This window comes from Azospirillum sp. VT-I1, from assembly GCF_055698305.1.
This window is the reverse complement of the sequence record NZ_CP168800.1, coordinates 383,641-406,981: the sequence shown is the minus strand read 5'-3', so window position 1 is coordinate 406,981 and position 23,341 is coordinate 383,641. Positions and strand designations below refer to the sequence as shown.

Sequence of the window (23,341 nt, the reverse complement as noted above, 5' to 3'; positions counted from 1 at the left end):
ATACTCATGAATGGTCGTCCTCTCCGCGCAGGTGCGGATGACCGATTTCCGCCCCTCTCCCTCGTGAAGACGCGCCAATGCTGGGTCTCGGACCGATCGCTTTCGCCGCCCCCTGGGTCTTGACCGCACTGGCCGCCTTGCCGGTCCTGTGGTGGCTGTTGCGCGTCACGCCGCCGGCGCCGCGCGCCGTCCAGTTTCCTGCCATCCGCCTGCTGCGCGACCTGACCGCGCGGGAGGAGACGCCGGCCCGCACGCCCTGGTGGCTTCTGCTGCTGCGCCTGGTCGTGGCGGCGCTGATCATCCTGGCCCTGGCCGGGCCGCTGCTGAACCCGCGGGCGGCGCTGCCGGGCGGCGGGCCGCTGCTGCTGGTCGTCGACAATGGCTGGGCCGCCGGGCGCGACTGGCCGGCGCGCAAGCGCACGATGGACGAGCTGATCGCCCAGGCCGAGCGCCAGCAGCGTCCGGTGATCCTGCTGCCCACCGCCCGGCCGGCGGACGGCCAGCCGATCCACGCCAGCGCCGTCCTGCCGGCACCCGAGGCCCGCCGGCTGGCCCAGGCGCTGGCCCCCCTGCCCTGGCCGACCGACCGTGCCGCGGCGCTGGAGGCGCTGAAGGCGGTGGCGGCCCAGGCGAACGGGCGCGGCTCCATCCATGCGGTCTGGCTCAGCGACGGTGTCGGCGACGGCCGGGCCGCAGCGCTGGCGGCCGGGCTGCAACGCCTGGGCTCCGCCGACGTTCTGGACGATTCGGCCGAGCGGCCCCCTCACCTGCTGCTTCCGCCGTCGAGCGAGGGAACGGTGCTGGCCGCCCGCATCGTCCGCGCCGACCCGTCCAGGCCGGAGCCGGTGACCGTCCGCCTCACCGCCGCCGACGGCCGGCTGCTGACCCGCCAGACCGTGGCCTTCGAGCCCGGCCAGAAGGTTCGGGAGGTTCGGCTGGACGTTCCCACCGAACTGCGCAACGACGCCGCCGCCCTCCGGGTGGAGGGCGACACCACCGCTGGCGCCACCGTGCTGCTGGACGAGCGCTGGCGTCGCCGCCCGGTCGGGCTGGTTTCCGGCCGGTCGGACGGCGAAAGCCAGCCGCTGCTGTCGGACCTCTATTACCTGGAACGCGCGCTGTCGCCCTACAACGAGGTCCGGCGCGGCGACACGCTGGACCTGCTGAAGCGCGATCTGTCCGTGCTGATCCTGTCCGACATCGGCGCGCTGACCGGCAGCGAGGTGCAGGACATCGAAGATTGGGTGAAGAAGGGCGGCGTTCTGCTGCGCTTCGCCGGGCCGCGTCTGGCCCAGCATGCCGACACGCTGGTGCCGGTCCGGCTGCGCATCGGCGACCGCGCGCTGGGCGGCGCCCTGTCCTGGTCGGAGCCGGCGCGGCTCCAGCCCTTCCCGGCCAAATCGCCCTTCGAAGGGCTGACCATCCCCGCCGACGTCCAGGTCAACCGGCAGGTCCTGGCCGAACCGGCGCTGGATCTGGCCGACCGCACCTGGGCGCGTCTGGCCGACGGCACGCCGCTGGTAACCTCGCAGAAGCGTGGCGACGGCTGGATCGTGCTGGTCCACACCACGGCCAACCCGGACTGGTCGAACCTGCCGCTGTCGGGCCTCTATGTCGACATGCTGCGCCGTCTGGTGGCGCTCAGCGGCGGCGTGACGGGAACGGCGGCGACCACCTCGCTCGACCCGGTGGAGGTTCTGGACGGCACGGGCCGTCTGGTGCCGCCGCCGCCCACCGCCTTCCCGATTCCCGGCAATGCCGGCGCCGACGTGATCGGGCCGCGCCATCCGCCGGGCTTCTACGGGACCGACGATGCCCGCCGCGCCCTGAACCTGTCCTCCGCCGTCACCACCATCGACCCGCTGCCGCCCATGCCGGGCGGAGTCGGCCGCGACGGCTATGGCGGCCGGGGCGAGGTTCCGCTCAAGCCGTCGCTGCTGGCGGTGGCGCTGGCCCTGCTATCCATCGACCTGCTGATCGCGCTGGCGCTCCGCGGGCTGCTGCGCGCACCCCGCCTGCGCCGCGGGGCCGGTGGTGCGGCGGCCGGCTTGCTTCTGGCGGTCGCACTTGCCGCCGCGCCGCAGCCGGCACGGGCGCAGGACCAGGACAACGCGGTCAAGGTGACGGCGGAGACCTACCTCGCCTATGTCCAGACCGGCGACAGCGGCGTCGACGACACCGCGCGCGCCGGGTTGGAGGGGCTGGTCAGCGTTCTCAGCCTGCGCACGGCGGTGGAGGCGATGGGGGCGGTCGGCGTCGATCCGGAACGGGACGAGCTGGCCTTCTATCCCCTGCTCTACTGGCCCGTCTCCGACCGGCAGCGGCCGCTGTCCGACCGGGCGCGCCAGCGGGTGAACGAATATATGCGCAGCGGCGGCACCATCCTGTTCGACACCCGCGACCAGTCGCCGGGCGGAGGCTCCAGTGTCCTGCAGCGGCTGGTCCAGGGGCTGGATATCCCGCCGCTGGCGCCGGTGCCGCAGGACCATGTGCTGCGCAAGTCCTTCTACCTGCTGACCGACTTCCCCGGACGGCAGGCCGGCGGCCAGCTGTGGATCGAGGCGCGGGAGGGGCCGGCGAATGACGGCGTCTCCTCCGTCGTGATCGGCGGCAACGATTGGGCCGCCGCCTGGGCGGTTGGCCGCAACGGCCAGCCGATGTACGCGGTCATTCCCGGCGGCGAGCGCCAGCGCGAGATGGCCTATCGCTTCGGTGTGAATGTCGTGATGTACGCCCTGACCGGCAACTACAAGGCCGATCAGGTCCATGTGCCCGCCATCCTGGAAAGGTTCGGCCAGTAATGCCCGTCGATCTGCTCTCCGGACTTTCGGTGGCTCTGGCGCCGCTGCTGCCCTGGCCGGTGCTGGGCGCCCTGATCGGCTTCGCCCTGCTGGTGGTGCTGGTCGCGGCCCTGCGCCGGGCGCGCGGCACGCTGCTCCGCCTGCTGGCCGTGATCGTGCTGGCGCTTGCGCTCATCAACCCGTCGCTGGTGCAGGAGAAGCGCGACCCGATCAAGGACGTGGCGGTCATCGTGGTCGATGAGTCGCCCAGCCAGGCCATCGGCGACCGGCGCGCCCGCACGGAACGCGCGGTGGAACAATTGACCGAGCGTCTGAAGCGCTTCGACGACCTGGAAGTCCGCGTCGCGCGCACCGGCGAAGGGGCCGAGGCCGGCGGCACCATCAACGAGACGCATCTGTTCGACGCGCTGAACCGCGCCATGGCCGACGTGCCGCGCCGCCGCATGGCCGGCGCCGTCTTCATCACCGACGGTCAGGTGCATGACGTCCCGCAGGTGCCGGGCAAGCTGGCGGACATCGGCCCCGTCCACACCCTGCTGACCGGCGACCGCAACGAGGGCGACCGCCGCATCGCCATCGTGCAGGCACCCAACTACGGCCTCGTCAGCAAGTCGGTGGAATTGACCATCCGCGTCGACGACATGCCCGGACGCCAGTCTCCCGACGCCGCGGTGACGCTGCGCCAGGACGGCGGCCCGCCCGGCACCATCCGCGTGCCGGTTGGCCGCGACGTGCGCGTCGACCTGCCCGTCACCCATGGCGGACAGAATGTCTTGGAGTTGGAGGTCGAGGCGGCCAAGCAGGAGCTGACGCTCGCCAACAACCGCGCCGCGGTGGTGGTGAACGGTGTGCGCGACCGGCTGCGCGTCCTGCTGGTCTCCGGCGAGCCCCATGCCGGCGAACGCACATGGCGCAACCTGCTGAAGGCCGATCCTGCGGTCGATCTGGTGCATTTCACCATCCTGCGCCCGCCGGAGAAGCAGGACGGCACGCCGATCCGCGAACTGTCGCTGATCGCCTTCCCGATCCGCGAGCTGTTCGAGGTGAAGCTGGACGAGTTCGACCTCATCATCTTCGACCGCTACCGCCGCCGCGGCGTTCTGCCCCAGATGTATCTGGAGAACATCGCCGATTACGTCCGCAAGGGCGGCGCCCTGCTGGAGGCGTCGGGCCAGGGCTATGCCTCGCCGCTGTCGCTCTACCGCACGCCCCTGGGCGCCATCCTCCCCGCCGCCCCCAGCGGGCAGACGGTGGACCGTCCCTTCCTGCCGACCGTCACCGATGTCGGCCGCCGCCATCCGGTGACCGCCGGGCTGCCCGGCGACCGCATCGATGCACCGCCGACCTGGGGCCGCTGGTTCCATCAGGTCGACGTCGCCCCCAACGGCGGCACCGTGGTGATGCAGGGCGCCGACAACCGTCCGCTTCTGGTGCTGGACCGCGTCGGCAAGGGCCGGGTGGCGCAGTTGGCCTCCGACCAGATCTGGCTGTGGAGCCGCGGCTTCGAAGGCGGCGGCCCGCAGGCGGAGCTTCTGCGCCGTCTCGCCCACTGGCTGATGAAGGAACCGGAACTGGAGGAGAACGACCTGCGCGCCCGGGTGGACGGCAGCCGCATCACGGTCGAACGCCGGTCGCTCACCCCCGATCCGCGCGCGGTCACACTGACCGACCCGTCCGACCGCACCAGCACCCTGCAGTTGGAAGACGACCGGACCGGCCGCGCCGTCGCCACCGTGACGGCGAGCGCGCCCGGCATCTACCGCATCTCCGACGGGGAGCGGACGACGCTGGCCGTGGTGGGCGCGGTCAACACGCCGGAACTGGCCGATGTGCGGTCCACCGGCGACCGGATGCAGCCGGTGGCCGAGGCGACCGGCGGCGGCATCCACTGGGTCACCGACAGCGACGGCGTTCCCAATCCCGGCATCGAGGTGCGCCGCACCCAGCCCGACCGCAGCCAGAGCGGCTCCGGCTGGATCGGCCTGCGGGCCAACGGCGACTATACGGTGACCGGCGTGACGGAGGTGCCTCTGCTGCCGGTCGGCGCGGTGCTGGCGCTGGTGCTGGGCGGCCTGCTGATGGCATGGAGGCGGGAAGGACGCTGACCTGTCGCGAGGCTGATTCCGCAGCGAAAATTTTCCGAAAACAGCCTGTTGCGTTCGGCCGGGCTTCCGATTATGGTGCCGCTCCTTCCGGCGATACGAGAGATCGCCGCGCCGGTTGGGGCGTCGCCAAGCGGTAAGGCAGCGGTTTTTGGTACCGCCATTCCCAGGTTCGAATCCTGGCGCCCCAGCCAACTTTCCCCGTTCATGCTTTGATTGTTAATCCTCGTGCGTTGATCGCTGTCATGCCGATTTTTCGGCTACAATCGGACATGCTTGAGTTCGAACGATTGCGAAAGCCTGGATGACACTCCCACGCTCCGTCCGATCGATCGCAACTCAGTCGGATTTTGGTGGATCGACCAGCATGACCAGCGTGTAGCCGGATCGCCCGCCGGGCCGCAGGGTCACCTGTTCCAAAGTCACCGGCCCATCAAGAGGATGGGCGAAGCGGCGCAAGCCTCCTTCCCGCTCGAGCACGCTATGATCGTCCCACAGACGAGCGAACGGCGGGCTCTCTTTTCGCAACCCGTCCACCAGGGCCTGCACCGATGGTCCCACAGTGGGGTTGTCCTGGTGCGCCGCGGTGTCGGCCCGGAACTCCGCCAGCAATCGGCGGGCACGGTTTTCCCAGTCCAGGATGAAGCTCCGCGCCGTGGGATCGAGGAAGACATAGCGCAGCAGGTTTCGTTCCCGGCCCTCCTCCCCGCTACCGAGCCAGCCGCCGAACAGCCTTTCTGCCGCCGGGTTCCAACCGACGGCGGTCCATAGCCTGTCGAGCAGATAGGCCGGCGCTGTCATCGTCGCCAGTGCTGCCAGCAAGGCCGGAGGCGGCTTATCCACCGGTCCGCCAGCCGGTGCATTCGGGTCTCGCCTGCGCGTCAATTCGAACAGATAAGCCCGCTCCGCCGAGGTCAGGTGCAATGCCTCGGCCAACCGCGCCAGGGCGGTGGCGGAGACGGACACATCCCGCCCCTGTTCCAGCCATGTGTACCAGGTCGGGCTGATGCCGCAGAGTTGCGCAATTTCTTCCCGCCGCAGGCCCGGGGTGCGGCGTCTCGCGGAGCCGGACTGTATGCCGGCTTCCACCGGGGTCATCCGTTCACGATGTCGGCGCAGGAACGCACCCAGCAGGCGACGGCGGTCGGCGGCCGGGTCTGAACCGGGTTCGGGGAAAGCAGTCGACATGATGGCAGTTCTTATACCAGGATAACTGCCTGCCTTGTACCCGGTTATGGAAGGCGCGATCCTTGCCTTGTCAATCAATCGGCCAACCAGCCAGGCAGGGGATCTTTCCATGACGCAGAGCCATCACGGCGTCGTCACCGATCATTACGGCCCACGTGCCGATGCCTATGTCGCCAGTGCCGTTCATGCTGGCGGCGCCGACCTCGACCAGATCGAGGAAATCCTGCGAGGCCGTTCCGCCGCCCGGGTTCTGGATCTGGGATGCGGCGGCGGCCATGTCAGCTATCGCGCCGCTCCCCGTGTGGCCGAGGTGGTGGCCGTCGACATCACGCCGGAAATGCTGGACGTGGTCGCCCGGACCGCTGCCGAGCGCGGTCTGGCCAACGTCGTCACTCATCAGGCGCCGGCCGAACAGTTGCCCTTCGAGGACGGACGGTTCGATGTCGTGCTGTGCCGCTTCACCGCCCACCATTGGCGTGATTTCGAAGCGGGACTGCGCGAGGCTCGGCGGGTGCTTTCCCATGGCGGCATGGCGGTCTTCATCGATTGCGTCGCCCCCGCCGCCGCCATTCTCGACACCCATCTGCAGGTGGTGGAGGTGCTGCGCGATCCCTCCCACGTCCGCAACTACACCGTGGCGGAGTGGGTGGCCGCGCTGGCCCGAGCGGGCTTCGCCATCCGTTCGCTGACGCCGCGGCGCCTGCGCATGGAGTTTCCGGTCTGGACGGCCCGAACCCGCACGCCGGACCTCCATGCCCAAGCCATCCGTTCGCTCCAGCGTGACGCTTCGGCGGAGGTCCAGCGCCATTTCGACATCACCGACGATGGCAGTTTCCTGCTCGACACCCTGACGATTGAAGCGGAGGCGGCTTAGCCGGTGGCGAGGGCTGCCCGTTCCCGCCGGTCGAGCGCACCGCTTGCCAGCGTCAGGACCAGCCCGCCCAGAACGAACAGGCCGCCGACCCAGGGCGTGGCGCCGAGGCCGAGCGGCGAGGAGACCACCTGCCCGCCGAAGAAGGCGCCCGCCGCGATGCCCAGGTTGAAGGCGGCGATGTTGAGCGCCGATGCCACGTCCACCGCGCCCGGCGCATGCCGCTGCGCCAGTTGGACGACATAGAGCTGAAGCCCCGGCACGTTGGCGAAGGCCAGCGCGCCCATGCCGGCAAGCGTGATAAGCGCCGGGATCTTGGCGTCGGCGGTGAAGGTGAAGACGATCAGGACCAGCGCCTGCAGGGCGAACAGCCAAGCGAGCGCCCGCACCGGGCGCCGATTGGCCAGCCTGCCGCCGACGACGTTTCCGACGGCGATGGCCGCACCATACAGAACCAGCACGAGGCTGACGGTGGCGCTGGAGAATCCGGTGATCGTCTCCAGGATCGGCGCCAGGAAGGTGAAAGCGACGAAGGTGCCGCCATAGCCGAGTGCCGTGATGGCGAAGGCCAGCAGAAGCCGCGGCTTCGCCAGAACCCCCACCTGCGCGCCCAATCCGGCCGCCGGCGGCTGGCTGAGGCGGGATGGCACCAGCGCCGCGACGCCAAGGCCGCCGATAACGCCAAGGGCGGAAACCGCCAGGAAGGTGGCGCGCCAGCCGAAAGTCTGGCCGATCCAGGTGCCCAGCGGCACACCGGTGACGATGGCGATGGTCAGGCCGGAGAACATCATGGCAATGGCCGAGGCGCGCTTGTCCTCGGGCACCAGATCGGCCGCGATGGTCGACCCGACGGAAAAGAAGACGCCATGGGCGAAGGCGCTCAGCACCCGTGCCACCAGCAGGGTCTCATAGTTCGGGCTGACGCCGGCCAGCAGGTTGCCGGCGACGAAGACGCCCATCAGGCCCAGCAGAAGCGGCTTGCGCCGAAGCCTGCCGGTCAGGGCGGTCAGGACGGGCGCCCCGAAGGTGACGCCCAGGGCATAGACGCTGACCACCATCCCCGCCAACGGCAGGCTGACATCCAGGTCGCTCGCCACCGTGGGCAGCAGGCCGACGACGACGAACTCGGTGGTCCCGATCGCATAGGCGCTGATCGCCAGCGCCAGAAGTGCGAGAGGCATTTTGAAGGTCTCCATTTCCCGAAGGACTGTTCCGGGGAGACCATGTGCGTCATAAGGTCCGGAACGGGAATGCCTGCCGCATTCCCATGATCTTGTCATCCCGTGACAAGGCTGAGGAGGAGGTGTTCGATGAGCGATCCGCGCGCCTGGGAAATGCGGGTCTTCCTGCGCGTCGCGGCACAGGGCAGTTTCAGCGCCGCCGGCCGGGACGTCGGCATGACGCCCTCCTCCACCGCCAAGCTGATCACCCGGCTGGAGGAAAGGCTGGGCGTGCGGTTGGTGGAGCGGTCAACCCGCAAGCTGCGGCTGACCGCGGAAGGCGAACTGTACCGCGAGCGGGCCGAGGCGCTGCTGGGGGAGATGGACGCCCTGGACGCCGAGATCGTCGGCGGCGCCCGCGCGCCGACCGGGCTGATCCGCGTCAACGCCTCCGTTCCGTTCGGCCAGCACTGCCTGCTGCCGCTGTTGCCGGAGTTCCTGCGCGACCATCCCGGCATCACGATGGACGTGACGATGACGGACGAGGTGGTGGACCTCTATGCCGCCCGCGTGGACGTCGCCTTCCGTGCCGGCCCCTTGAGCGATTCCTCGCTGCTCGCCCAGCGGCTGGGCACGGTGCGTCGGCGGATCGTCGCCTCCCCCGCCTATCTGGACCGCCGGGGCGTGCCGCAGACCGCGGCGGATCTGGAAGCGCATGACTGTCTGGGCTTCAACTTCCGCCGCGCGGCCGCGGTCTGGCCGCTGAAGTCCGGCGGGCGCCTCGTCGACCGCGAGGTGCCGACGCGCATCCTGGCGAACAACGGCGAGACTGTGCGGCACATGGCGCTGCTGGGATTGGGGCTGGCGCGGCTGGCCGAATACCATGTGCGCGACGATCTGCGCGACGGGCGGCTGGTGGCCGTGCTGGACGATGTTCTGGTGGACATGGAGGAGATCCATGCCGTCTACACCGGACGCGATCGCGCCCCGCGCCGGGTCCGCGCCTTCCTGGACCACATGGCGCCGCGCCTGCGCTCCCGGCTTGCCGAGTGATCGTTCAAAACGGCCTGGCCCCGGAAACGACTTCGGCCGGATGACGGGCATCCGGCCGAAAGCGCGTACCGTCGGGGCGTTCAGCCTCAGAACGGAATTTCGTCGTCGAGGTCCTCGTGACGGGGCGGAGCGCCGCCGCCGCTGCGGCCGCCCGACGAACCGCCGCCGTAGTTGCCGCCGCCGCCGCCGCCACCATAGCCGCCGCCGCTTCCGCCGCCGCGCGATTCGTAGCCGCCGCCGCCACCGCCAAAGCTGCCGCCGCCGCCTTCTTCACGGGCGCCGCCGGTGAAGTCGATCTCGGCCACGCGGACCGACAGGCCAGCGCCGCGGGTGCCGTCGCGCTTCTCATACTCGCGCAGGGTCACTTCACCCGACACGACAACGCTCTTGCCCTTGGTCAGGTGCGGAGCGAGCGACTCGGCGCGGCGGCCCCAGATCGAGCAATCGACCCATTGAGTCGTCTTGCGATCCCCGAAGCCGACGTCGTTGGCGACGCGGAAGCCCAGCACCTTCTCGCCGCTCTGGGTCGTGCGCAATTCGCCGTCCGCGCCCAGGCGTCCCGTAAACGTCCAAACATTCATCGCTCGTTGCTCCTAAGCGCGAGTGTCCCAGCATCCATGCCGACCCGTCAGGATGCCCGGCGGAGGCACCCAGATGCCGAGGGTTCCCATTCGCAGGGCCGGCTGTTCAATGGCGACCATCCCCCCGGTCCGGCGCAACGAAGCACGATGGACCGACGCCGGTCAACCGCCGTCGGAAATGCCCTGGCGACACCCGGACCGGCGCACTCGCCCTGCCGATCCGGACCAGAACACTCCATGAACAAATATAGCAGAGCGGCAGGCGCGGGAAAACCGATTCCTTCGAAGTAGCGCCGGTTTCCGGTCAGCGCAGGCGTCGCGCCGCCAGATCCAGCGCGACCTTCAACTGCGCGTGGGAGAAGGGCCGGTGGACCACGCCGAGCGGATAGCTCTCGGTGATGCGGGCCATGGTGCCGTGGTCGCTGTTGCCGGACAGGTAGATGGAGCGCAGTCCATGGTCCAGGTGCAGCCGCCGCGCCGCCGCGATGCCGTCGCCACCGCCGAGCCGCACCTCCATCAGCGCCAGATCCGGCCGTTCGCGCAGGGCGAGATCCGCTGCTTCCGCCTCGGTCCGGGCGACGCCGCACACGGTATGGCCGAGGTCGCTGACCACCACCGCAAGTGCATCGGCGGCGGACTCGTCATGCTCGACCACCATCACGCGCAAGGGCTGGCCGGGCGCGCGGGTGCGGTTTGCGGACTGGGGCTTTGCGATGGCGTCGATCCTGAGCATGCGACCGACCTCCGAAACTCACGGCGTTGAGCGACAAGCGGCGAATTTTGGTAAAATCACGTTTACCGATAGGCCGTTTGTACTACACCACCCCGAATTTGCAAGATCAATCGTTCAGGATCTCACCTTTTGCGCTGGACGATGCGGAAAAAGCTCACCCCGAGTCGCCGCGCGGTGGACGGTTCCGGCAGGGCAGGAAAACGGTCAGCGTCCGGCCGGACCGAGCCAGTCGATTCCGCCGGGCGGGCGCGGCCTGCCGGTGCCGTTGCTGCGCACGGTTGCCGCCCTCGACGGCGGCGGCGGCGGAGCCGGTTCGCTGGCGAGCCACGCGGCCTGGGCTTCGGCGGATCTGGCAGGGGCCGGCGACGGCGGAGCCGCGAAGGGAGAGGGCTGGTCGGCGGGGACCGGTGCAGATAGGCTCGCCGCCGGACGGAACGGCTCGGCCATCGGGGCCGGCGCGACGGGTGCCGCCAATGCCGGCCGGGCCGGCACGTCGGCGGGCGGCGGTGCCATGGGATCGGACAGCGGGGCAGAGGACGGCGGCACTGAGGACAGCGGCACTGAGGACAGGGGGGCGGCGGACAGAGGTTGCGCCCCGGTCGAAGGGGCTTCCTCGCTCCATGCTTCGTCGTCCCAGGCGGGGGGCGCGGAGGGGCGCAGCCGCGGCGCCTCCGCGGCCCCCAGCCAGGAGGGGCGTTCGTCGTCGGCCAGCGGTCCGGTGCGGGTGTTCAGCTGCCGCGCCTGCTCGCGGATCTCCAGCAGGGTGGTTACCGCGAGTTGCAGAAGCGGGGCCAGAACCATCGGGTCGGCCATTTCCTCCGCGTTCAATGCGGCGAATCGGTCGCGGACATCCTCCACCGCCTGTTCGACGCCGTCGCGCAGCGCGCCGGCCTCGTGGGCCAGCCGTTCCAGATCCTCGCGCAGCGCAGAGATCTCGCACGCCTGCCGCAACTCGTGGAAGCCGATTCCCGCCCCCAGCGCCGATGCGGATCGCCGGTCCCGTGACGAACCAAAATCGTGAGGCATCCTGCCCAACCCCGGTTCCAAGCCCAGCCCAATGAAAACGCACGCCGCGACGGAAGAAGCCGGACGCCCGTATTGCAAACCGCGCAACCGGACCGCGGTTCCAACAGCCGACGTCATGGCGCGGTCTGCCGGAACGTCGGCGAAGTTGCCGTACGTCACGGCCGGCGCCCCCGGACGGAGAGCGATGTTTAGCGCCGTTGATGTCGTTTGGAAACCGTTTGCGCGTGATGGCCGCTTGTACTATTTTTTCGGCCCCAGGGGAATGGATTCCTTGTGATCCAACGTCCGGGCGCCTCCCCGCCGCCATTTCATCTTGCCGGAATCCCATACGGTGTCGATCGACCGCTCGGAACTTGAACGGCTCCTTGCCGATCGCCCGGCTGGCAACCGCAGCGCCATGCAGGCGGTGCGCGAAAGCTATGCCGACATCGGGCTGATGCGCGAACGCGGCCTGTCCTGGGCCGAGATCTCCGACCTGCTGGCCAAGCTGGGCATCACCGCACGCGACAGCCAGCCGATCTCGCCGGTCACCCTGCGCTCCGCCTTCTTCCTGGTCGGGAACGAGGGGCGCGGCGAAGCGGCCGGCGACCATGGCGGCGCCGCCGCGGCCATGCCGGCCGAAACGCTGGCCGCCGTCCATGAGGCCGCCCTGTCGGCCGGGCTGAAGGACGGCGACGACGAAGAGAGAGGCGATACCGCCGCCCCCGCTCCTGTCCCGCCGTCGGCGGAGGCGCCCGTGTCCGATCCGCAACCGGCCGACTCCGTTTCCGGACCGGACGCCGAAGAGCCCGCCTCCGAAGAGCCCGCCTCCCCTGCCCCGAGCCTGCTGGCTCCCGCGGCGAAGCAGGCCGGCGACGAACCGGCAGAGGCAACTCCGGTAACCGCTGCGGCGGAGATGCCGACTCCGGAAGCCCCCGGAAGCTGCGGCGGATGCCGCAGGGACGGAGGCGGAGGAGGAAGAGGCCCCGCCCCCCGAACCGATACCGGAGCCGGTCCCGTGGCCGGCTCCCCACCCGACGTCCACGGCGGCCGCGCAGAACACCGGCTCCTTGATGTCCCCCCCGATGCTTCACGACGACTCAACAAACGTAGACTGGAAAGGCGATCGCATGCTGGGCACGATCTTCGTCCTCAATGACCGCGGCGGCGTCGGCAAGACGCTGCTGTCCCATCACCTGATGGCGACCGCCATGCTGGAAGGCCTGCAGCTGAAGGTCGTCGAGTACGAGGTGAACGAGCGTCTCGCCCGCCTGTTCGGCCCGGACGTGGTCGAACACCGCCGCATCACCCAGGATTTCATGAACATGATGGGGTCGGGCGACGGCTTCTACGAGTTCTGGGACCTGATCGGGCCGGAGCTGCAGCGCGGCGGCCGCCTGTATGATTTCGGCGGCAACATCTCGCAGTGGTTCTTCAACTGGGCCGAGGTGTCGGGCTTCGACTATTACGTCGGCGACGGCGAGCGGCTGACCTTCATGGTGCCGGTGACCGTCGACCTCGCCTCGCTGTCCACCGGCATGACCACGCTGGAGCGTGTGGCGACCATCGCGCCGAAGGCCAAGCGCGTCCTGGTGGAGAACGGCTTCTCCGGCCCCTTCTCGCAGCTGGAGGACAGCCAGTACGCCCGCCGCAAGGCCGAGATGGTGGAGCGCGAGGGGCTGCAGGTCATCTCCATGTCGCCCTGCACCGCCCCGGCCTGGGCACGCCTGACCGGCCACCGGCTGGATCAGGTGGCGACCATGACCCGCGAGGATCTGGTGAAGCTGGGCATGACCCCGCCCGTCGCCTCCCGCTCGCTCATCATCATCCATGAATGGCTGCGCAACATGCGCCAGGCGCTGTCGCCCTACCTGCACGACGCCTTCCGCCAAACCCCGGCGACCGCCAAGGCGCGCTGAGCTTCCGGCCCGGCCGGCCAGCCCTTCGAAGCCCTTCTTCCCCTGCGGAAGAAGGGCTTTTCTCTTGCCGGTCAGGCCGCCGCGTTGCGGGCGGCGTTTGCGCTGTAGAGGTCTTCCTTCACCGCCGCCACCGACTTCACCTGATAGCCGGGGCGGGCGCTGAAGCGCCGGCTGGCGCGTTCGGCCGCCTCGCGTTCCGACTCCGCCCAAACCAGGTAATCGCGCCCGCGCGCCCATTCGACGGCCAGCGGGTGGGCGGCGTCGATCTCGCCGATCTGCTGGTTCACCACGGTGACCAGCCATTCCTTGTCGCCGGGGTTGCGGCGGTCGGTCAGGATCAGGATTTGCGGGCGGCGGCGGCTCTGCACCTCGGTCAGGCGTTGCTGCACCTCGACCTGCTTCTTGCGCAGTTCCACCATGTCGCGGACCAGTTCCTCGATCTCGCCGTGGAGGTTCTCCTCCTCCCGGTGCAGGCGATGGATGGTCGCATCCAGCTTGTCCAGCGTGCCGCGGACACCGCGGACGCGCTGCCGGGTCTGCGACACCCGCTGCTCCACCGACAGCAGCACGTTGCCGAGCCATGCGCCGATGGCGACGATGCCCAGGACGATGATGAAGTTGATCATCATGTCGCGGCACCGGACGTGACGGCGGACGCCTTGGCCCGCGCCGTCGCCGGGGGCTGGGGCACGCCGCCCTTCGCACCCCCGCCCTTCGCCCCGCCGCTCCGCACGTCGCCGCGCATGAACGACTTCTGGAAGCCCAGCTTGAAGGGAAAGGCGACGTCGACCATCTGCTTCGCCTCGTCGAAGCTGGAGGCCCACACTTCCGCCACGTTGGCGCAGCGCCAGATCTGGTTGACCGGACCGCGCTCGCCGGCAGCCCTTGCGGCGGCAGATGCCTTCTCCTGCGTGACGGTCGCGACGAACTTCATCAGGCCGGCCTGGGGATCGCCGACCTCATGCACGAACAGCGGCGGCTGTTCCGCCAGTTCCCTGATCTGCTTTTCCGCCTTGCGGATGTCGCTTTCCAGCCTTGCGCGCTCGGACGACTGGCTGTTGCGGCGCTGGACCAGATGGTTGACGCGGTTCTGCAGCTCGTGCGCCTCGGCATGCAGCACATAGACGCGGTTCTCGATCTGCTCCAGCCCGCTGCTCTTTTCCAGAATGTTCGGCAGGAAATCCTTCAGCATCATGGCGACCGGAACGGCGGCCAGCATGATGATGACGATGGCGATCAGGAACAGCGTCGTGTTCGACATCCGCCCGCCCGTTCTCCTCCCGAAACCCGCAGTGCCCGACCGGCCGGAATCGGAGGGATCGGCACAAATGCGGAGTTTCAAGGATCAACGAACAATCCAACCCCGTCAACGAATCGTCGCGGCTTCGTTCGATATTCGTCAGAAATGAGTCAGGATACCGCCATTTCCGCCACCCGCTTCACCGCATCGCGCACCGGCCCCGGCCGGCGTTCGTCCGCCAAAGTCGTGAACCAGTGCTCCGGCGGGTTGCGGCCGGCGGCGCGGTTCCAGGTGATGGCGCGCAGCACCCCCTCCGCCTCCGCCGTCGGCGGCACGGCGGGGTCGATCCCGTTCATCACCGCCCAGATCCCGGTCCAGCAACGCCCGACCGACCAGGGGTTATAGCCGCCGCCGCCGACCACCAGCACCCGCGGTGCCAGCGGCAGCAGGGCGGCCACCGCTTCCCACAGCGCATGGTTGGACAGCTCCAGCCGGCTCAAGGGATCCTCGGCCAGGGCGTCGGCGCCGGTCTGGATCACCATCGCCTGCGGACGGAAGGCACGGGCCAGCGGCAGCACTGCCGCCTCCATCACATGCTCCATCTCGCTGTCATTGAAGCCCGGCGGGACCGGCAGGTTGCGGGCCAAGCCGCCGGCGCGGTCCTCCGCCTTACCGGTATAGGGCCAGCGCCCGTCCTCGTGGATGGAGATGGTCAGCACCCGGTCGTCGTCGGCGAACGCCTCCTCCACCCCGTCGCCATGGTGGGCGTCGAGATCGACATAGAGAACCCGCTCCAGCCCATGGTCGAGCAGTTCGAGGATGCCCAGCACCGGCGCGTTGAAATAGCAGAAGCCGCTGGCCCGGTCGCGGCGCGCATGGTGGGTGCCGGCGGCCGGCGCATACACGAGGCCGGCCGGCCGGTCGCCCAGAATCCGCGCCGCCTGCAGGGCCGACCCGCTGCTGTGGGCCGGCCGCCGGTACATCTCGGCAAAGACGGGGTTCTCCAGCTTGCCCAGATTGTGGCGGGCCGCCGTCGCCTCGTCCACCCGCTGCTCCGCCTCCGCCCGCTTCAGCGCGGCGATGTAGTCCGCGGTGTGGAAACGCGCCAGTTCGCGTTCGCTCGCCACATGGGTGTCGAGATAGACCTCGTCGGGCAGCCACCCCATGGCGCGGCTGAGGTCGATGACGGTCGAAACGCGCGGGATCGCCAGCGGATGCTTCGGGCCATAGGTCGAGCCGCGATAGATCTCGCCGCCGATGAACAGAGGGGTGCGGAGAGGCGTGGTCAGGGGATGATCTCCATCGGTCCCGCCAGAAACTAGGCGGAGCCGCGCGCCGGTCAAGCGCCGCCCCGCCGCTTCCACGCTCCGCAAGCCGCCACCGGCAATGCTTGCGGTCACGGATCGTCCGCGCTTATAGTCGCGGCCTTCACTGGGGGAGCCGATGGGCGGCTGAGAGGTCCCGTTGCGGGACGACCCCTGGAACCTGATCCGGTTCATGCCGGCGTAGGGATCAGTGATGGCTGCCTGCAAGCGCACCCTATCCGCCATACCGCCATGCTCGCGCCCAGGCTTGCGACCAGTCTCGCTTAAGGCCCGGCGATGACGCCGCTTTCGGTGACCGTCTCGCGTGCGCGGCTGACCTTCGGCGGCACGCTGCTGTTTTCCGACCTGACGCTGGAGCTGCCGCCGGGGCGGACCACCTGCCTGCTGGGGCCGAGCGGCGTCGGCAAGACCACGCTGCTGCGCATCCTCGCCGGGCTGGCGGAGCCGGAGCCGCCGACCACCGTCACCACCGGCGACGGGCTGCCGCTCGCCGGCCGCATCGCCTACATGGCGCAGCAGGACCTGCTGCTGCCCTGGCTGACCGTTCTGGACAATGTCCTGCTGGGCGACCGGCTGCGCCACCGCCGACCCGATGCCGCGCGGGTGGAGCGCGCCAGAGCGCTGCTCGGCCGCGTTGGGCTGGCGGGACGGGAGCGCGACCGCCCGGCCGCCCTGTCCGGCGGACAGCGGCAGCGGGTGGCGCTGGCCCGCACGCTGATGGAGGACAAGCCGCTGGTCCTGATGGACGAGCCCTTCTCCGCGCTCGATGCCATCACCCGCCTGAGGCTGCAGGAGACGGCGGCGGAGACGCTGGCCGGCCGCACCGTCCTGATGGTCACCCACGACCCGCTGGAGGCCCTGCGCATCGGCGACCGCCTGCATGTGATGACCGGCCGCCCCGCGATCATGGGGCCGGCGCTGGAGCCGTCCGGCCCGGTGCCGCGCCGGGTGGACGACCCCGGATTGCTGGCGCTGCAGGCGGAGCTGTTGCGGAGGCTGGCGGAATGAGGGCGCTGCTGCGCGCCTTGGTGACGCTCGCGGTGCTGGTCGCCGGCTGGCAGGCGCTGGTCTGGGCCACCGGCCTGCCGCGCTACCTGCTGCCCGGTCCGCTGGCCGTGGCGGACGCGATGCGGCGGCAGGCGCCGCTGCTGTGGAGCCATGGACTGACGACGCTGACCGAGATTCTGATCGGGCTGGTGGCCGGCGTGGCCCTGGGCGGCGTCAGCGCGCTGCTGCTGGCGCGGTTCCGCACGGCGCGGCGCTGGCTGATGCCGCTGCTGCTGGTCAGCCAGGCGATTCCGGTCTTCGCGCTGGCGCCGCTGCTGGTGCTTTGGCTGGGCTACGGCATGGCGTCCAAGATCGCCATGGCGGTGCTGGTCATCTATTTCCCGGTGACGACGGCGCTGTTCGACGGTCTGCGCCGCACCGATCCCGGCTGGCTCGACCTTGCCCGCACCATGGGCGCCTCGCCCGCCGCCATCCTGTGGCGCATCCGCCTGCCCGCCGCCCTGCCCGCCTTCTGGTCGGGCGTTCGGGTGGCCGCAGCTGTCGCGCCCATCGGTGCGGTGATCGGCGAGTGGGTGGGGTCGTCCTCCGGCCTCGGCTACCTGATGCTGCACGCCAACGCCCGCATGCAGATCGACCTTCTGTTCGCCGCCGTGCTGGTGCTGGGGCTGTTCGCGGTGACGCTCTATGCCGCCGTCGATGCGCTGGCCCGCCGCGCCCTGCCCTGGCAACCCGATACGCAACCGGCCGAAGACGCCAATCCTTGAAGGGGAGAGAGATCCGATGAAGCACCTGTTCGCCGCCGGCCTGATGGCGGCCGGCCTGATGACCGCGCTTCCGGCGCTGGCCCAGGACAAGCTGTCCGTGATGCTGGACTGGTTCGTCAACCCGGACCATGCGCCGCTGGTGGTGGCGCAGGAGAAGGGCTTCTTCAAGGATGCCGGGCTGGAGGTGACGCTGACCGCCCCGGCCGACCCCAACGATCCGCCGAAGCTGGTCGCCGCTGGCGGCGCCGACCTTGCCGTGTCGTACCAGCCGCAGCTGATCCTGCAGGTGGCCGAAGGGCTGCCGCTGGTCCGCGTCGGCACGCTGGTGTCCACCCCGCTGAACTCCGTCGTCGTGCTGCGCGACGGGCCGGTGAAGACGCTGAAGGACCTGAAGGGCCGCAAGATCGGCTTCTCCATCGCCGGCTTCGAGGATGCGCTGCTGGGGGCCATGCTGGAGAAGCAGGGGCTGAGCCTGAAGGACGTGGAGCTGGTGAACGTCAACTTCTCGCTGTCGCCGGCGCTGCTGTCGGGGCAGGTCGATGCGGTGGTCGGCGCCTTCCGGAACTTCGAACTGAACCAGCTGGACATCGAAAAGCGTCCCGGCCGCGCCTTCTACCCGGAGGAGGAAGGGGTGCCGCCCTATGACGAGCTGATCCTGGTCGCCCACAAGGCCAAGGCAAACGACCCGCGCTTCAAGCGCTTCCTGGCGGCGGTGGAGCGCGCGACGCTCTACATCCTGAACCATCCGGAGGAATCGCAGGCGGCCTTCGTCAATGGCAGGCCGGAACTGAACGACGAGCTGAACCGCCGCGCCTGGGCCGACACGCTGCGGCGCTTCGCCCACAGCCCGGCCGCCCTGGACGGCGAGCGCTACACCCGCTTCGCCGAGTTCCTGAAGGCGCGCGGCCTGATCAAGGAGGTGGCGCCGCTCGAGCAGTATGCGGTGGTCGTGAAGTAACCCGCCCCCAGACGACATTGCCATACGGGCCGGCGGCGCGTTACCTAGACTGAAACCGCTCCGCCGCCCGATGATCGGCGGCGGCATAAATCGGGAGACGCAAGGGTATGCCGATCAAGACCATCCTGCTGCACATGGCCAACGACGACGCCCACGCCGGCCGGATGGCCGTCGCGGCGGCACTGGCCAAGCGTTTCTCCGCCCACATCCACGCGCTCTACATCGCCACGCCGGTGTCGATGCCGGCGGGCGCCACCGGCCGCGCGGCCTCCTACGGCTACATGGCGGAAGCCACCGCCATCGCCCACGAGAATGCCGAGCGGATCGAGCAGGAGGTGCGGCAGGCACTGGACGGCCTATCCTATGATTGGGCGGTCGAGGAGGGCGACCATGTCGACCTGCTCGCCGCCCGCACCTCCTACGCCGATCTGGTCGTGGTGGCGCAGTCGGCGGCGGTGCGGGCGGGAGACCGCATTTCCCTGCACAACATCCCCGACCGCCTGCCCCTCGAGACGGCCACGCCGGTGCTGGTCCTGCCGCCGAGCCAGCCGGCCACCGCCGCCATCGGCCGCCATGCGCTCGTCGCCTGGAAGAACAGCCGCGAATCCGCCCGCGCCGTCCGCGCCGCCATGCCCTTCCTGCAGGAGGCGGAGTCGGTCACCGTCCTGACGGTGGAGCCGCCCGGCCAACGCAGCGACGAGGCCGCCGCATTGACCGAATGGCTGCACCGCCACGGCATCGCCGCCCGTCCCCAGTCGGTCATCGCGTCCGGCGGCGAGATCGGCGACATGATCCTGTCCTGCTGCGCCGACCAGGGCGCCGACCTGCTGGTGATGGGGTCCTACGGCCACTCCCGCCTGCGCGAACTGGTGCTGGGCGGCGCCACACGCGAGGTGCTGGAAGGGCTGACGCTGCCGGCGCTGATGACCCATTGAGGGAGTGTGGGGGCAAAGGCGCTCCCCCACCCACCATTCACCCGAACAGCTGCCCGTGCAGCGCCTGCCAGCTGTCCCGGTCGGGCGCCAGCAGGATGCTGCCCCGCAGCAGCCCGGGCCGATAGGGCGTGCCGTCGATCAGCGCCGAATAGCCGCCGGCCTCCGCATGCAGCAGCACGCCCGCCGCATGGTCCCACGGCATCAGCCGGTGATAGAGCGAGTAATGCGCCCGTCCCTCCAGCAGCCGCAGATACTCCTGCGCGGCGCTCGACAGGCAGGCACGCTCGCCGAGGCCGGCACTTCGTTCCTCCAGCTGCCGGCTCATCTCTTCAGCGCAGAAGCGGGTGGACAGCGCGCCGACCATCTGCGGCAGCGGCACCGCCGGCGCGACATGGACACGGCGCCCGTCGAGCCATGCCCCCTGCCCCTTCACCGCCGTCGCCATCCGCCCATCCACCGGGTCGTGGATCCAGCCGGCGACCGTCTCGCCCTTGCAGGCGAGCGCCACGATCACCGCGAACATCGGCCGGCCCTGGGCGAAGTTGATGGTGCCGTCCACCGGATCGATGATCCAGACCGGATCGTCGCCGTGGATGCGGTCGAGCACGCGCTCGTCCTCCGACGCCGCCTCCTCGCCGATCACCCGGCTGCCGGGGAGCAGAGCCGACAGCGCCGGGGTCAGCGCCCGTTCCGCCGCCTCGTCCGCCAGGGTGACGAGGTCGGTCGGCCCGGTCTTCTGCCGGATGCCGGCGGCGTCAAGCTTTTGAAAATAGGGCATGATCTCCGTCCGGGCGACGGAGCGGATCAGGTCGGACACGCGGTCGATGTCGGGGATCGGGAAACCCGTCATGGTTGGGCGCTCTCACTGGATTCGGGGTGATGGACCGTCATGGCTTCGCCGCCGGCTTGCCCGGTTGGCTGTCCAGCTTCAATGTCGGATCGCCGCCGTTGGGATTGGTCAGCAGGACCTTGCCGTCCAGACCGCTGTCCTTCAGCGCTTTCGACAAGGCGTCGAGCGTGGCGCGGTCCGCGGCGGCCGCCGCGGCCTCCTTGGCCTGATCGGGCGGAGGCGGCGGCACCGGGCCGCCCTGCGCCGGCTGGCGCGGCGCATTGGGATCGATCCGCGGCGGCGGGGGCGGAGGGGGCGGGGGGCCGGCCGTGTCCTTCTCGGGCTCCGGTGGCGGAGGGGGCGGCTGCCAAAGGCGGAAACAGTCGGTGAAGGCCGGCTGCTTGCATTCCTTCAGCAATTCGACGGCGTCCGGCGCGACGAAAAGCGGTTCGTCGGGGGCCACCGGAAGGGGCTGCGGCGGGGGTGGAAGCGGGTCTTCCGGCGGCACGTCCGGTTCCTCGACAAAACCGGGCGCAAGGGGCGTTCCCGGCCGCAAGGACGCCGCGACCGACGGCAGGGCCAGCGCCACCAGCACCGGCAGGGCCGGCAGCAGGCGACCGGCACCGGTCAGGACGGAACGGGAGGGGGAACGGAGCACGACGGAACCGCGGCGATGGCGAACGGCCCATTATGGCCTGCCATCACCGGCGCCGTCATCCATCAAGCGTGTGTCAAATCACCGTCATGCGGCAGCGCGGTGGTTTCCTTCGGCGAAGCCGGCGGACCGCCGCCCCTCGCCATAGCCCCAGGCCGAAAGCTCGCGGCAGATCGCGGCGATCTTCGCGGCTTCGTCGGCATTCGGCTCCCGCTGGGCGGCAGCGTCGATCAGATGGATCAGCTTGGCGCGTCCTTCCGGGGTGCGCGACAGCTCCTGCAGACGCAGCAGCGCCGCACCCGGCGGCAACTTCTCCTCACGGGCCACCAAGGCAACCTGATCGGCGAGGAAAGCCGTGATCGAAAAACACGACGGGTCGGTTTGCAACCGCATTGGCAGTCCTCCTCCTGGGGGAGCGGAGTGCTCCGTTCCCATAATCGGACCCCAACGGGGAAATCACCACGCCGCATTCGTCTTAAGACCGGAGTGGGGTGCAACAGGTCATAGCCCACTGTTGCACCCATTCCGTTTGGCCAGTGAGGTATGGCGCAGCCACAGGTTGTCCCCGGCCGCGCCGTCCTCCGAGTACGGTCAGGCCTGGGACTGCGGCTGGAACCGCTTCTCGAACCGTGCGAGGTCGGCCGGGTCGAGGGAGACGTGCAGATGCGCCCGCTCCTCGTCGTCGCGGCGTTCCAGCACCTCGCCCTTGGCGTAGAGCCAGGCGAGTGCCGCACCGTCGCCCAACTCCACCGACAGATCGACCACCTGCCGGTTGACGTTCATCCGCTGGTCGAGCAGGCGGTCGAGATCGTCGATCCCCTCGCCGGACAGGGCGGACACCGCCACCGCACGCGGGTTGCGGCCGGTCTGGGCAAGGATCGCCGCGCGGCGTTCGCCGTCCAGCGCGTCGATCTTGTTCAGCACCTCGATCACCCGGTCGTCCGTTTCCGGATCGATGCCCATGTCGGACAGCACCTCATGGACGTCGGCCTTCTGGGCGTCGCTGTCGATGTGGGCGATGTCGCGGACATGCAGGATGATGTCGGCGGCGTCCACCTCCTCCAGCGTGGCGCGGAAGGCGGCGACGAGGCCGTGCGGCAGGTCGGAGATGAAGCCGACCGTGTCCGACAGGATCACCTTGCGGCCCGACGGCAGCGTCACCTGCCGCATGGTCGGGTCGAGCGTCGCGAACAGCAGGTTCTGGGCGAAGACGTCGGCATTCGCCAGCCGGTTGAACAGCGTGGATTTGCCGGCGTTGGTGTAGCCGACCAGCGCCACCACCGGATAGGGCACCTTGGCGCGCGCCTTGCGGTGCAGGCCGCGGGTGCGCCGCACCTCCTCCAACTCCTTCTTGATCTTGATGATCCGGTCGCCGATCAGGCGGCGGTCGAGTTCGAGCTGCGATTCGCCGGGGCCGCCGAGGAAGCCGAAGCCGCCGCGCTGCCGTTCAAGGTGGGTCCAGGACCGCACCAGACGGGACTTCTGGTAAGTCAGGGACGCCAGCTCGACCTGCAGCATGCCTTCGCGCGTCCGCGCGCGGGCGCCGAAGATCTCCAGGATCAGGCCGGTGCGGTCGATGACCTTGGCCTTCAATGCCCGTTCGAGGTTGCGCTGCTGCACCGGCGACAGGGCATGGTCGAGGATGACCAGCGTCGCCTCGTTCTCCTCGACGACCTGCGCCAGATGCTCCACCGTGCCGGAGCCGAGCAGGGTCGATGGCTGCGGCCGGTTCACCTTGGCGCATTCGGCATGGATCACATCCAGCTGAATCGCCTGGGCAAGACCGATCGCCTCCTCAAGCCGGGATTCGGGAGGGCGCATGTCCCCGTCCGCCTCGTTGCGGAGGACGGGGTGGACCACGATGGCCCGCGCGGCGCCTTCCGGGGCCGCGCCGTTGCCATTGGTCAAGGGATCAGACGCTTTCACCTTCCTTGGGCGGCTCGAAAAGTTGAATGGGATGGGCCGGCATGACCGTCGAGATTGCGTGCTTGTAAACGAGCTGGGAATGCGCGTCGCGCCGCAGAAGTACCGAGAAGTTGTCGAACCAAGTAATGATGCCCTGGAGTTTCACGCCGTTCACGAGAAAGACGGTTACGGGAGTCTTGTTCTTACGGACGTGGTTCAGAAACACATCCTGCACGTTCTGGCTTTTTTCAGACATTTTTCATGCCCCCTTCTTCAATGTTCTTGGGACCCCTTGTCTAAAGGCGGTCC

General features: G+C 69.5%; 23 protein-coding genes, 1 tRNA gene and 1 riboswitch. Of the genes, 11 read left to right on the top strand and 13 right to left on the bottom strand.

The features are described 5' to 3' along the window. The first annotated feature begins 77 nt into the window (after positions 1 to 77). From AB8P05_RS01945 to AB8P05_RS01935, 3 genes are all read left to right on the top strand, one after another. Positions 78 to 2,801 carry a DUF4159 domain-containing protein gene (locus AB8P05_RS01945; RefSeq protein ID WP_472758586.1) on the top strand — a complete coding sequence of 908 codons (2,724 nt, stop codon included), beginning with the start codon at positions 78 to 80 and terminating at the stop codon, positions 2,799 to 2,801. Further along, complete coding sequence (locus AB8P05_RS01940; protein WP_472758585.1) at positions 2,801 to 4,906, top strand: glutamine amidotransferase; 2,106 nt, start codon at positions 2,801 to 2,803, stop codon at positions 4,904 to 4,906. Before AB8P05_RS01945 ends, AB8P05_RS01940 begins: the two co-directional genes overlap by 1 nt. Before the next feature lie 116 nt (positions 4,907 to 5,022). Then, positions 5,023 to 5,097, top strand: a tRNA-Gln gene (locus AB8P05_RS01935). Positions 5,098 to 5,242: 145 nt separating this feature from the next. Here the strand turns inward: AB8P05_RS01935 and AB8P05_RS01930 are convergent. Continuing rightward, a complete protein-coding gene (locus tag AB8P05_RS01930; RefSeq protein WP_472758584.1) occupies positions 5,243 to 6,091 on the bottom strand; it encodes a helix-turn-helix transcriptional regulator in 849 nt (282 codons plus the stop codon). Between the two features lie 109 nt (positions 6,092 to 6,200). On the opposite strand from AB8P05_RS01930, the gene AB8P05_RS01925 reads away from it, so the two are divergent. Continuing rightward, positions 6,201 to 6,965: a class I SAM-dependent methyltransferase gene (locus AB8P05_RS01925; protein WP_472758583.1), complete on the top strand. Its 765-nt coding sequence runs from the start codon at positions 6,201 to 6,203 to the stop codon at positions 6,963 to 6,965. Here the strand turns inward: AB8P05_RS01925 and AB8P05_RS01920 are convergent. Beyond that, complete coding sequence (locus AB8P05_RS01920) at positions 6,962 to 8,143, bottom strand: MFS transporter (protein ID WP_472758582.1); 1,182 nt, start codon at positions 8,141 to 8,143, stop codon at positions 6,962 to 6,964. The two genes, AB8P05_RS01925 and AB8P05_RS01920, sit on opposite strands and share 4 nt — an antisense overlap. Positions 8,144 to 8,272: 129 nt before the next feature. On the opposite strand from AB8P05_RS01920, the gene AB8P05_RS01915 reads away from it, so the two are divergent. After that, positions 8,273 to 9,175, top strand: coding sequence for a LysR substrate-binding domain-containing protein (locus tag AB8P05_RS01915; protein WP_472758581.1), 903 nt, complete (start codon positions 8,273 to 8,275; stop codon positions 9,173 to 9,175). Between the two features lie 86 nt (positions 9,176 to 9,261). On the opposite strand, the gene AB8P05_RS01910 is transcribed toward AB8P05_RS01915, so the two are convergent. The 3 genes from AB8P05_RS01910 to AB8P05_RS01900 form a co-directional block, all read right to left on the bottom strand. After that, positions 9,262 to 9,756 (bottom strand): single-stranded DNA-binding protein, encoded by a 495-nt coding sequence (locus tag AB8P05_RS01910; protein WP_472758580.1) that lies wholly within the window; start codon positions 9,754 to 9,756, stop codon positions 9,262 to 9,264. Between the two features lie 304 nt (positions 9,757 to 10,060). After that, a complete protein-coding gene (locus tag AB8P05_RS01905) occupies positions 10,061 to 10,489 on the bottom strand; it encodes a response regulator (RefSeq protein ID WP_472758579.1) in 429 nt (142 codons plus the stop codon). Positions 10,490 to 10,693: 204 nt separating this feature from the next. Beyond that, positions 10,694 to 11,515: a hypothetical protein gene (locus AB8P05_RS01900; protein ID WP_472758578.1), complete on the bottom strand. Its 822-nt coding sequence runs from the start codon at positions 11,513 to 11,515 to the stop codon at positions 10,694 to 10,696. A 331-nt stretch (positions 11,516 to 11,846) separates the two neighbouring features. On the opposite strand from AB8P05_RS01900, the gene AB8P05_RS01895 reads away from it, so the two are divergent. Next, positions 11,847 to 12,653, top strand: a complete 807-nt coding sequence (locus AB8P05_RS01895; protein ID WP_472758577.1) for a hypothetical protein — start codon at positions 11,847 to 11,849, stop codon at positions 12,651 to 12,653. Then, positions 12,625 to 13,413 (top strand): hypothetical protein, encoded by a 789-nt coding sequence (locus AB8P05_RS01890; protein ID WP_472758576.1) that lies wholly within the window; start codon positions 12,625 to 12,627, stop codon positions 13,411 to 13,413. The genes AB8P05_RS01895 and AB8P05_RS01890 overlap by 29 nt, the downstream gene beginning before the upstream one ends. A 71-nt stretch (positions 13,414 to 13,484) precedes the next feature. Here the strand turns inward: AB8P05_RS01890 and AB8P05_RS01885 are convergent, their stop codons facing one another. From AB8P05_RS01885 to AB8P05_RS01875, 3 genes are all read right to left on the bottom strand, one after another. Continuing rightward, positions 13,485 to 14,042, bottom strand: coding sequence for a hypothetical protein (locus AB8P05_RS01885; protein WP_472758575.1), 558 nt, complete (start codon positions 14,040 to 14,042; stop codon positions 13,485 to 13,487). Then, a complete protein-coding gene (locus tag AB8P05_RS01880; protein WP_472758574.1) occupies positions 14,039 to 14,674 on the bottom strand; it encodes a hypothetical protein in 636 nt (211 codons plus the stop codon). The genes AB8P05_RS01885 and AB8P05_RS01880 overlap by 4 nt, the downstream gene beginning before the upstream one ends. A gap of 149 nt (positions 14,675 to 14,823) precedes the next feature. Further along, entirely contained in the window at positions 14,824 to 16,053 is a 1,230-nt protein-coding gene (locus AB8P05_RS01875) for an acetoin utilization protein AcuC (RefSeq protein ID WP_472758573.1), read from the bottom strand. A gap of 23 nt (positions 16,054 to 16,076) precedes the next feature. Then, positions 16,077 to 16,184: riboswitch (TPP riboswitch) on the top strand. Positions 16,185 to 16,269: 85 nt separating this feature from the next. Between AB8P05_RS01875 and AB8P05_RS01870 the strand changes: the two genes are divergently transcribed. The 4 genes from AB8P05_RS01870 (at position 16,270) to AB8P05_RS01855 (ending at position 19,643) form a co-directional block, all read left to right on the top strand. After that, entirely contained in the window at positions 16,270 to 16,986 is a 717-nt protein-coding gene (locus AB8P05_RS01870) for an ABC transporter ATP-binding protein (protein ID WP_472758572.1), read from the top strand. Next, positions 16,983 to 17,750 carry an ABC transporter permease gene (locus AB8P05_RS01865; RefSeq protein WP_455171613.1) on the top strand — a complete coding sequence of 256 codons (768 nt, stop codon included), beginning with the start codon at positions 16,983 to 16,985 and terminating at the stop codon, positions 17,748 to 17,750. The genes AB8P05_RS01870 and AB8P05_RS01865 overlap by 4 nt, the downstream gene beginning before the upstream one ends. A gap of 16 nt (positions 17,751 to 17,766) precedes the next feature. Next, a complete protein-coding gene (locus AB8P05_RS01860; RefSeq protein WP_472758571.1) occupies positions 17,767 to 18,708 on the top strand; it encodes an ABC transporter substrate-binding protein in 942 nt (313 codons plus the stop codon). 107 nt (positions 18,709 to 18,815) lie between these two features. Then, positions 18,816 to 19,643 carry a universal stress protein gene (locus AB8P05_RS01855; protein ID WP_472758570.1) on the top strand — a complete coding sequence of 276 codons (828 nt, stop codon included), beginning with the start codon at positions 18,816 to 18,818 and terminating at the stop codon, positions 19,641 to 19,643. A 37-nt stretch (positions 19,644 to 19,680) separates the two neighbouring features. Here AB8P05_RS01855 and AB8P05_RS01850 read toward each other — a convergent pair whose 3' ends face one another. The 5 genes from AB8P05_RS01850 to hfq all read right to left on the bottom strand — a co-directional run bounded on the left by AB8P05_RS01850 (position 19,681) and on the right by hfq (position 23,288). Continuing rightward, a complete protein-coding gene (locus AB8P05_RS01850; RefSeq protein ID WP_472758569.1) occupies positions 19,681 to 20,493 on the bottom strand; it encodes an inositol monophosphatase family protein in 813 nt (270 codons plus the stop codon). A 37-nt stretch (positions 20,494 to 20,530) separates the two neighbouring features. After that, on the bottom strand, positions 20,531 to 21,130 hold the full coding sequence (locus tag AB8P05_RS01845; RefSeq protein WP_472758568.1) for a hypothetical protein: 600 nt from the start codon (positions 21,128 to 21,130) through the stop codon (positions 20,531 to 20,533). Between the two features lie 84 nt (positions 21,131 to 21,214). After that, positions 21,215 to 21,520 (bottom strand): hypothetical protein, encoded by a 306-nt coding sequence (locus tag AB8P05_RS01840; protein ID WP_455171608.1) that lies wholly within the window; start codon positions 21,518 to 21,520, stop codon positions 21,215 to 21,217. Positions 21,521 to 21,718: 198 nt separating this feature from the next. Next, positions 21,719 to 22,987, bottom strand: coding sequence for a GTPase HflX (hflX, locus tag AB8P05_RS01835; protein ID WP_472759301.1), 1,269 nt, complete (start codon positions 22,985 to 22,987; stop codon positions 21,719 to 21,721). 52 nt (positions 22,988 to 23,039) lie between these two features. Continuing rightward, on the bottom strand, positions 23,040 to 23,288 hold the full coding sequence (gene hfq / locus AB8P05_RS01830; protein ID WP_012974114.1) for an RNA chaperone Hfq: 249 nt from the start codon (positions 23,286 to 23,288) through the stop codon (positions 23,040 to 23,042). Positions 23,289 to 23,341: the final 53 nt, after the last annotated feature.

What these genes read in the sequence shown, in the direction of transcription:
- AB8P05_RS01945 (WP_472758586.1), top strand. Translation starts at nt 78, where the DNA reads ATGCTGGGTCTCGGACCGATCGCTTTCGCCGCCCCCTGGGTCTTGACC.
- AB8P05_RS01940 (WP_472758585.1), top strand. Translation starts at nt 2,801, where the DNA reads ATGCCCGTCGATCTGCTCTCCGGACTTTCGGTGGCTCTGGCGCCGCTG.
- AB8P05_RS01930 (WP_472758584.1), bottom strand. Translation starts at nt 6,091, where the DNA reads ATGTCGACTGCTTTCCCCGAACCCGGTTCAGACCCGGCCGCCGACCGC.
- AB8P05_RS01925 (WP_472758583.1), top strand. Translation starts at nt 6,201, where the DNA reads ATGACGCAGAGCCATCACGGCGTCGTCACCGATCATTACGGCCCACGT.
- AB8P05_RS01920 (WP_472758582.1), bottom strand. Translation starts at nt 8,143, where the DNA reads ATGCCTCTCGCACTTCTGGCGCTGGCGATCAGCGCCTATGCGATCGGG.
- AB8P05_RS01915 (WP_472758581.1), top strand. Translation starts at nt 8,273, where the DNA reads ATGAGCGATCCGCGCGCCTGGGAAATGCGGGTCTTCCTGCGCGTCGCG.
- AB8P05_RS01910 (WP_472758580.1), bottom strand. Translation starts at nt 9,756, where the DNA reads ATGAATGTTTGGACGTTTACGGGACGCCTGGGCGCGGACGGCGAATTG.
- AB8P05_RS01905 (WP_472758579.1), bottom strand. Translation starts at nt 10,489, where the DNA reads ATGCTCAGGATCGACGCCATCGCAAAGCCCCAGTCCGCAAACCGCACC.
- AB8P05_RS01900 (WP_472758578.1), bottom strand. Translation starts at nt 11,515, where the DNA reads ATGCCTCACGATTTTGGTTCGTCACGGGACCGGCGATCCGCATCGGCG.
- AB8P05_RS01890 (WP_472758576.1), top strand. Translation starts at nt 12,625, where the DNA reads ATGCTGGGCACGATCTTCGTCCTCAATGACCGCGGCGGCGTCGGCAAG.
- AB8P05_RS01885 (WP_472758575.1), bottom strand. Translation starts at nt 14,042, where the DNA reads ATGATGATCAACTTCATCATCGTCCTGGGCATCGTCGCCATCGGCGCA.
- AB8P05_RS01880 (WP_472758574.1), bottom strand. Translation starts at nt 14,674, where the DNA reads ATGTCGAACACGACGCTGTTCCTGATCGCCATCGTCATCATCATGCTG.
- AB8P05_RS01865 (WP_455171613.1), top strand. Translation starts at nt 16,983, where the DNA reads ATGAGGGCGCTGCTGCGCGCCTTGGTGACGCTCGCGGTGCTGGTCGCC.
- AB8P05_RS01860 (WP_472758571.1), top strand. Translation starts at nt 17,767, where the DNA reads ATGAAGCACCTGTTCGCCGCCGGCCTGATGGCGGCCGGCCTGATGACC.
- AB8P05_RS01855 (WP_472758570.1), top strand. Translation starts at nt 18,816, where the DNA reads ATGCCGATCAAGACCATCCTGCTGCACATGGCCAACGACGACGCCCAC.
- AB8P05_RS01850 (WP_472758569.1), bottom strand. Translation starts at nt 20,493, where the DNA reads ATGACGGGTTTCCCGATCCCCGACATCGACCGCGTGTCCGACCTGATC.
- AB8P05_RS01840 (WP_455171608.1), bottom strand. Translation starts at nt 21,520, where the DNA reads ATGCGGTTGCAAACCGACCCGTCGTGTTTTTCGATCACGGCTTTCCTC.
- hfq (WP_012974114.1), bottom strand. Translation starts at nt 23,288, where the DNA reads ATGTCTGAAAAAAGCCAGAACGTGCAGGATGTGTTTCTGAACCACGTC.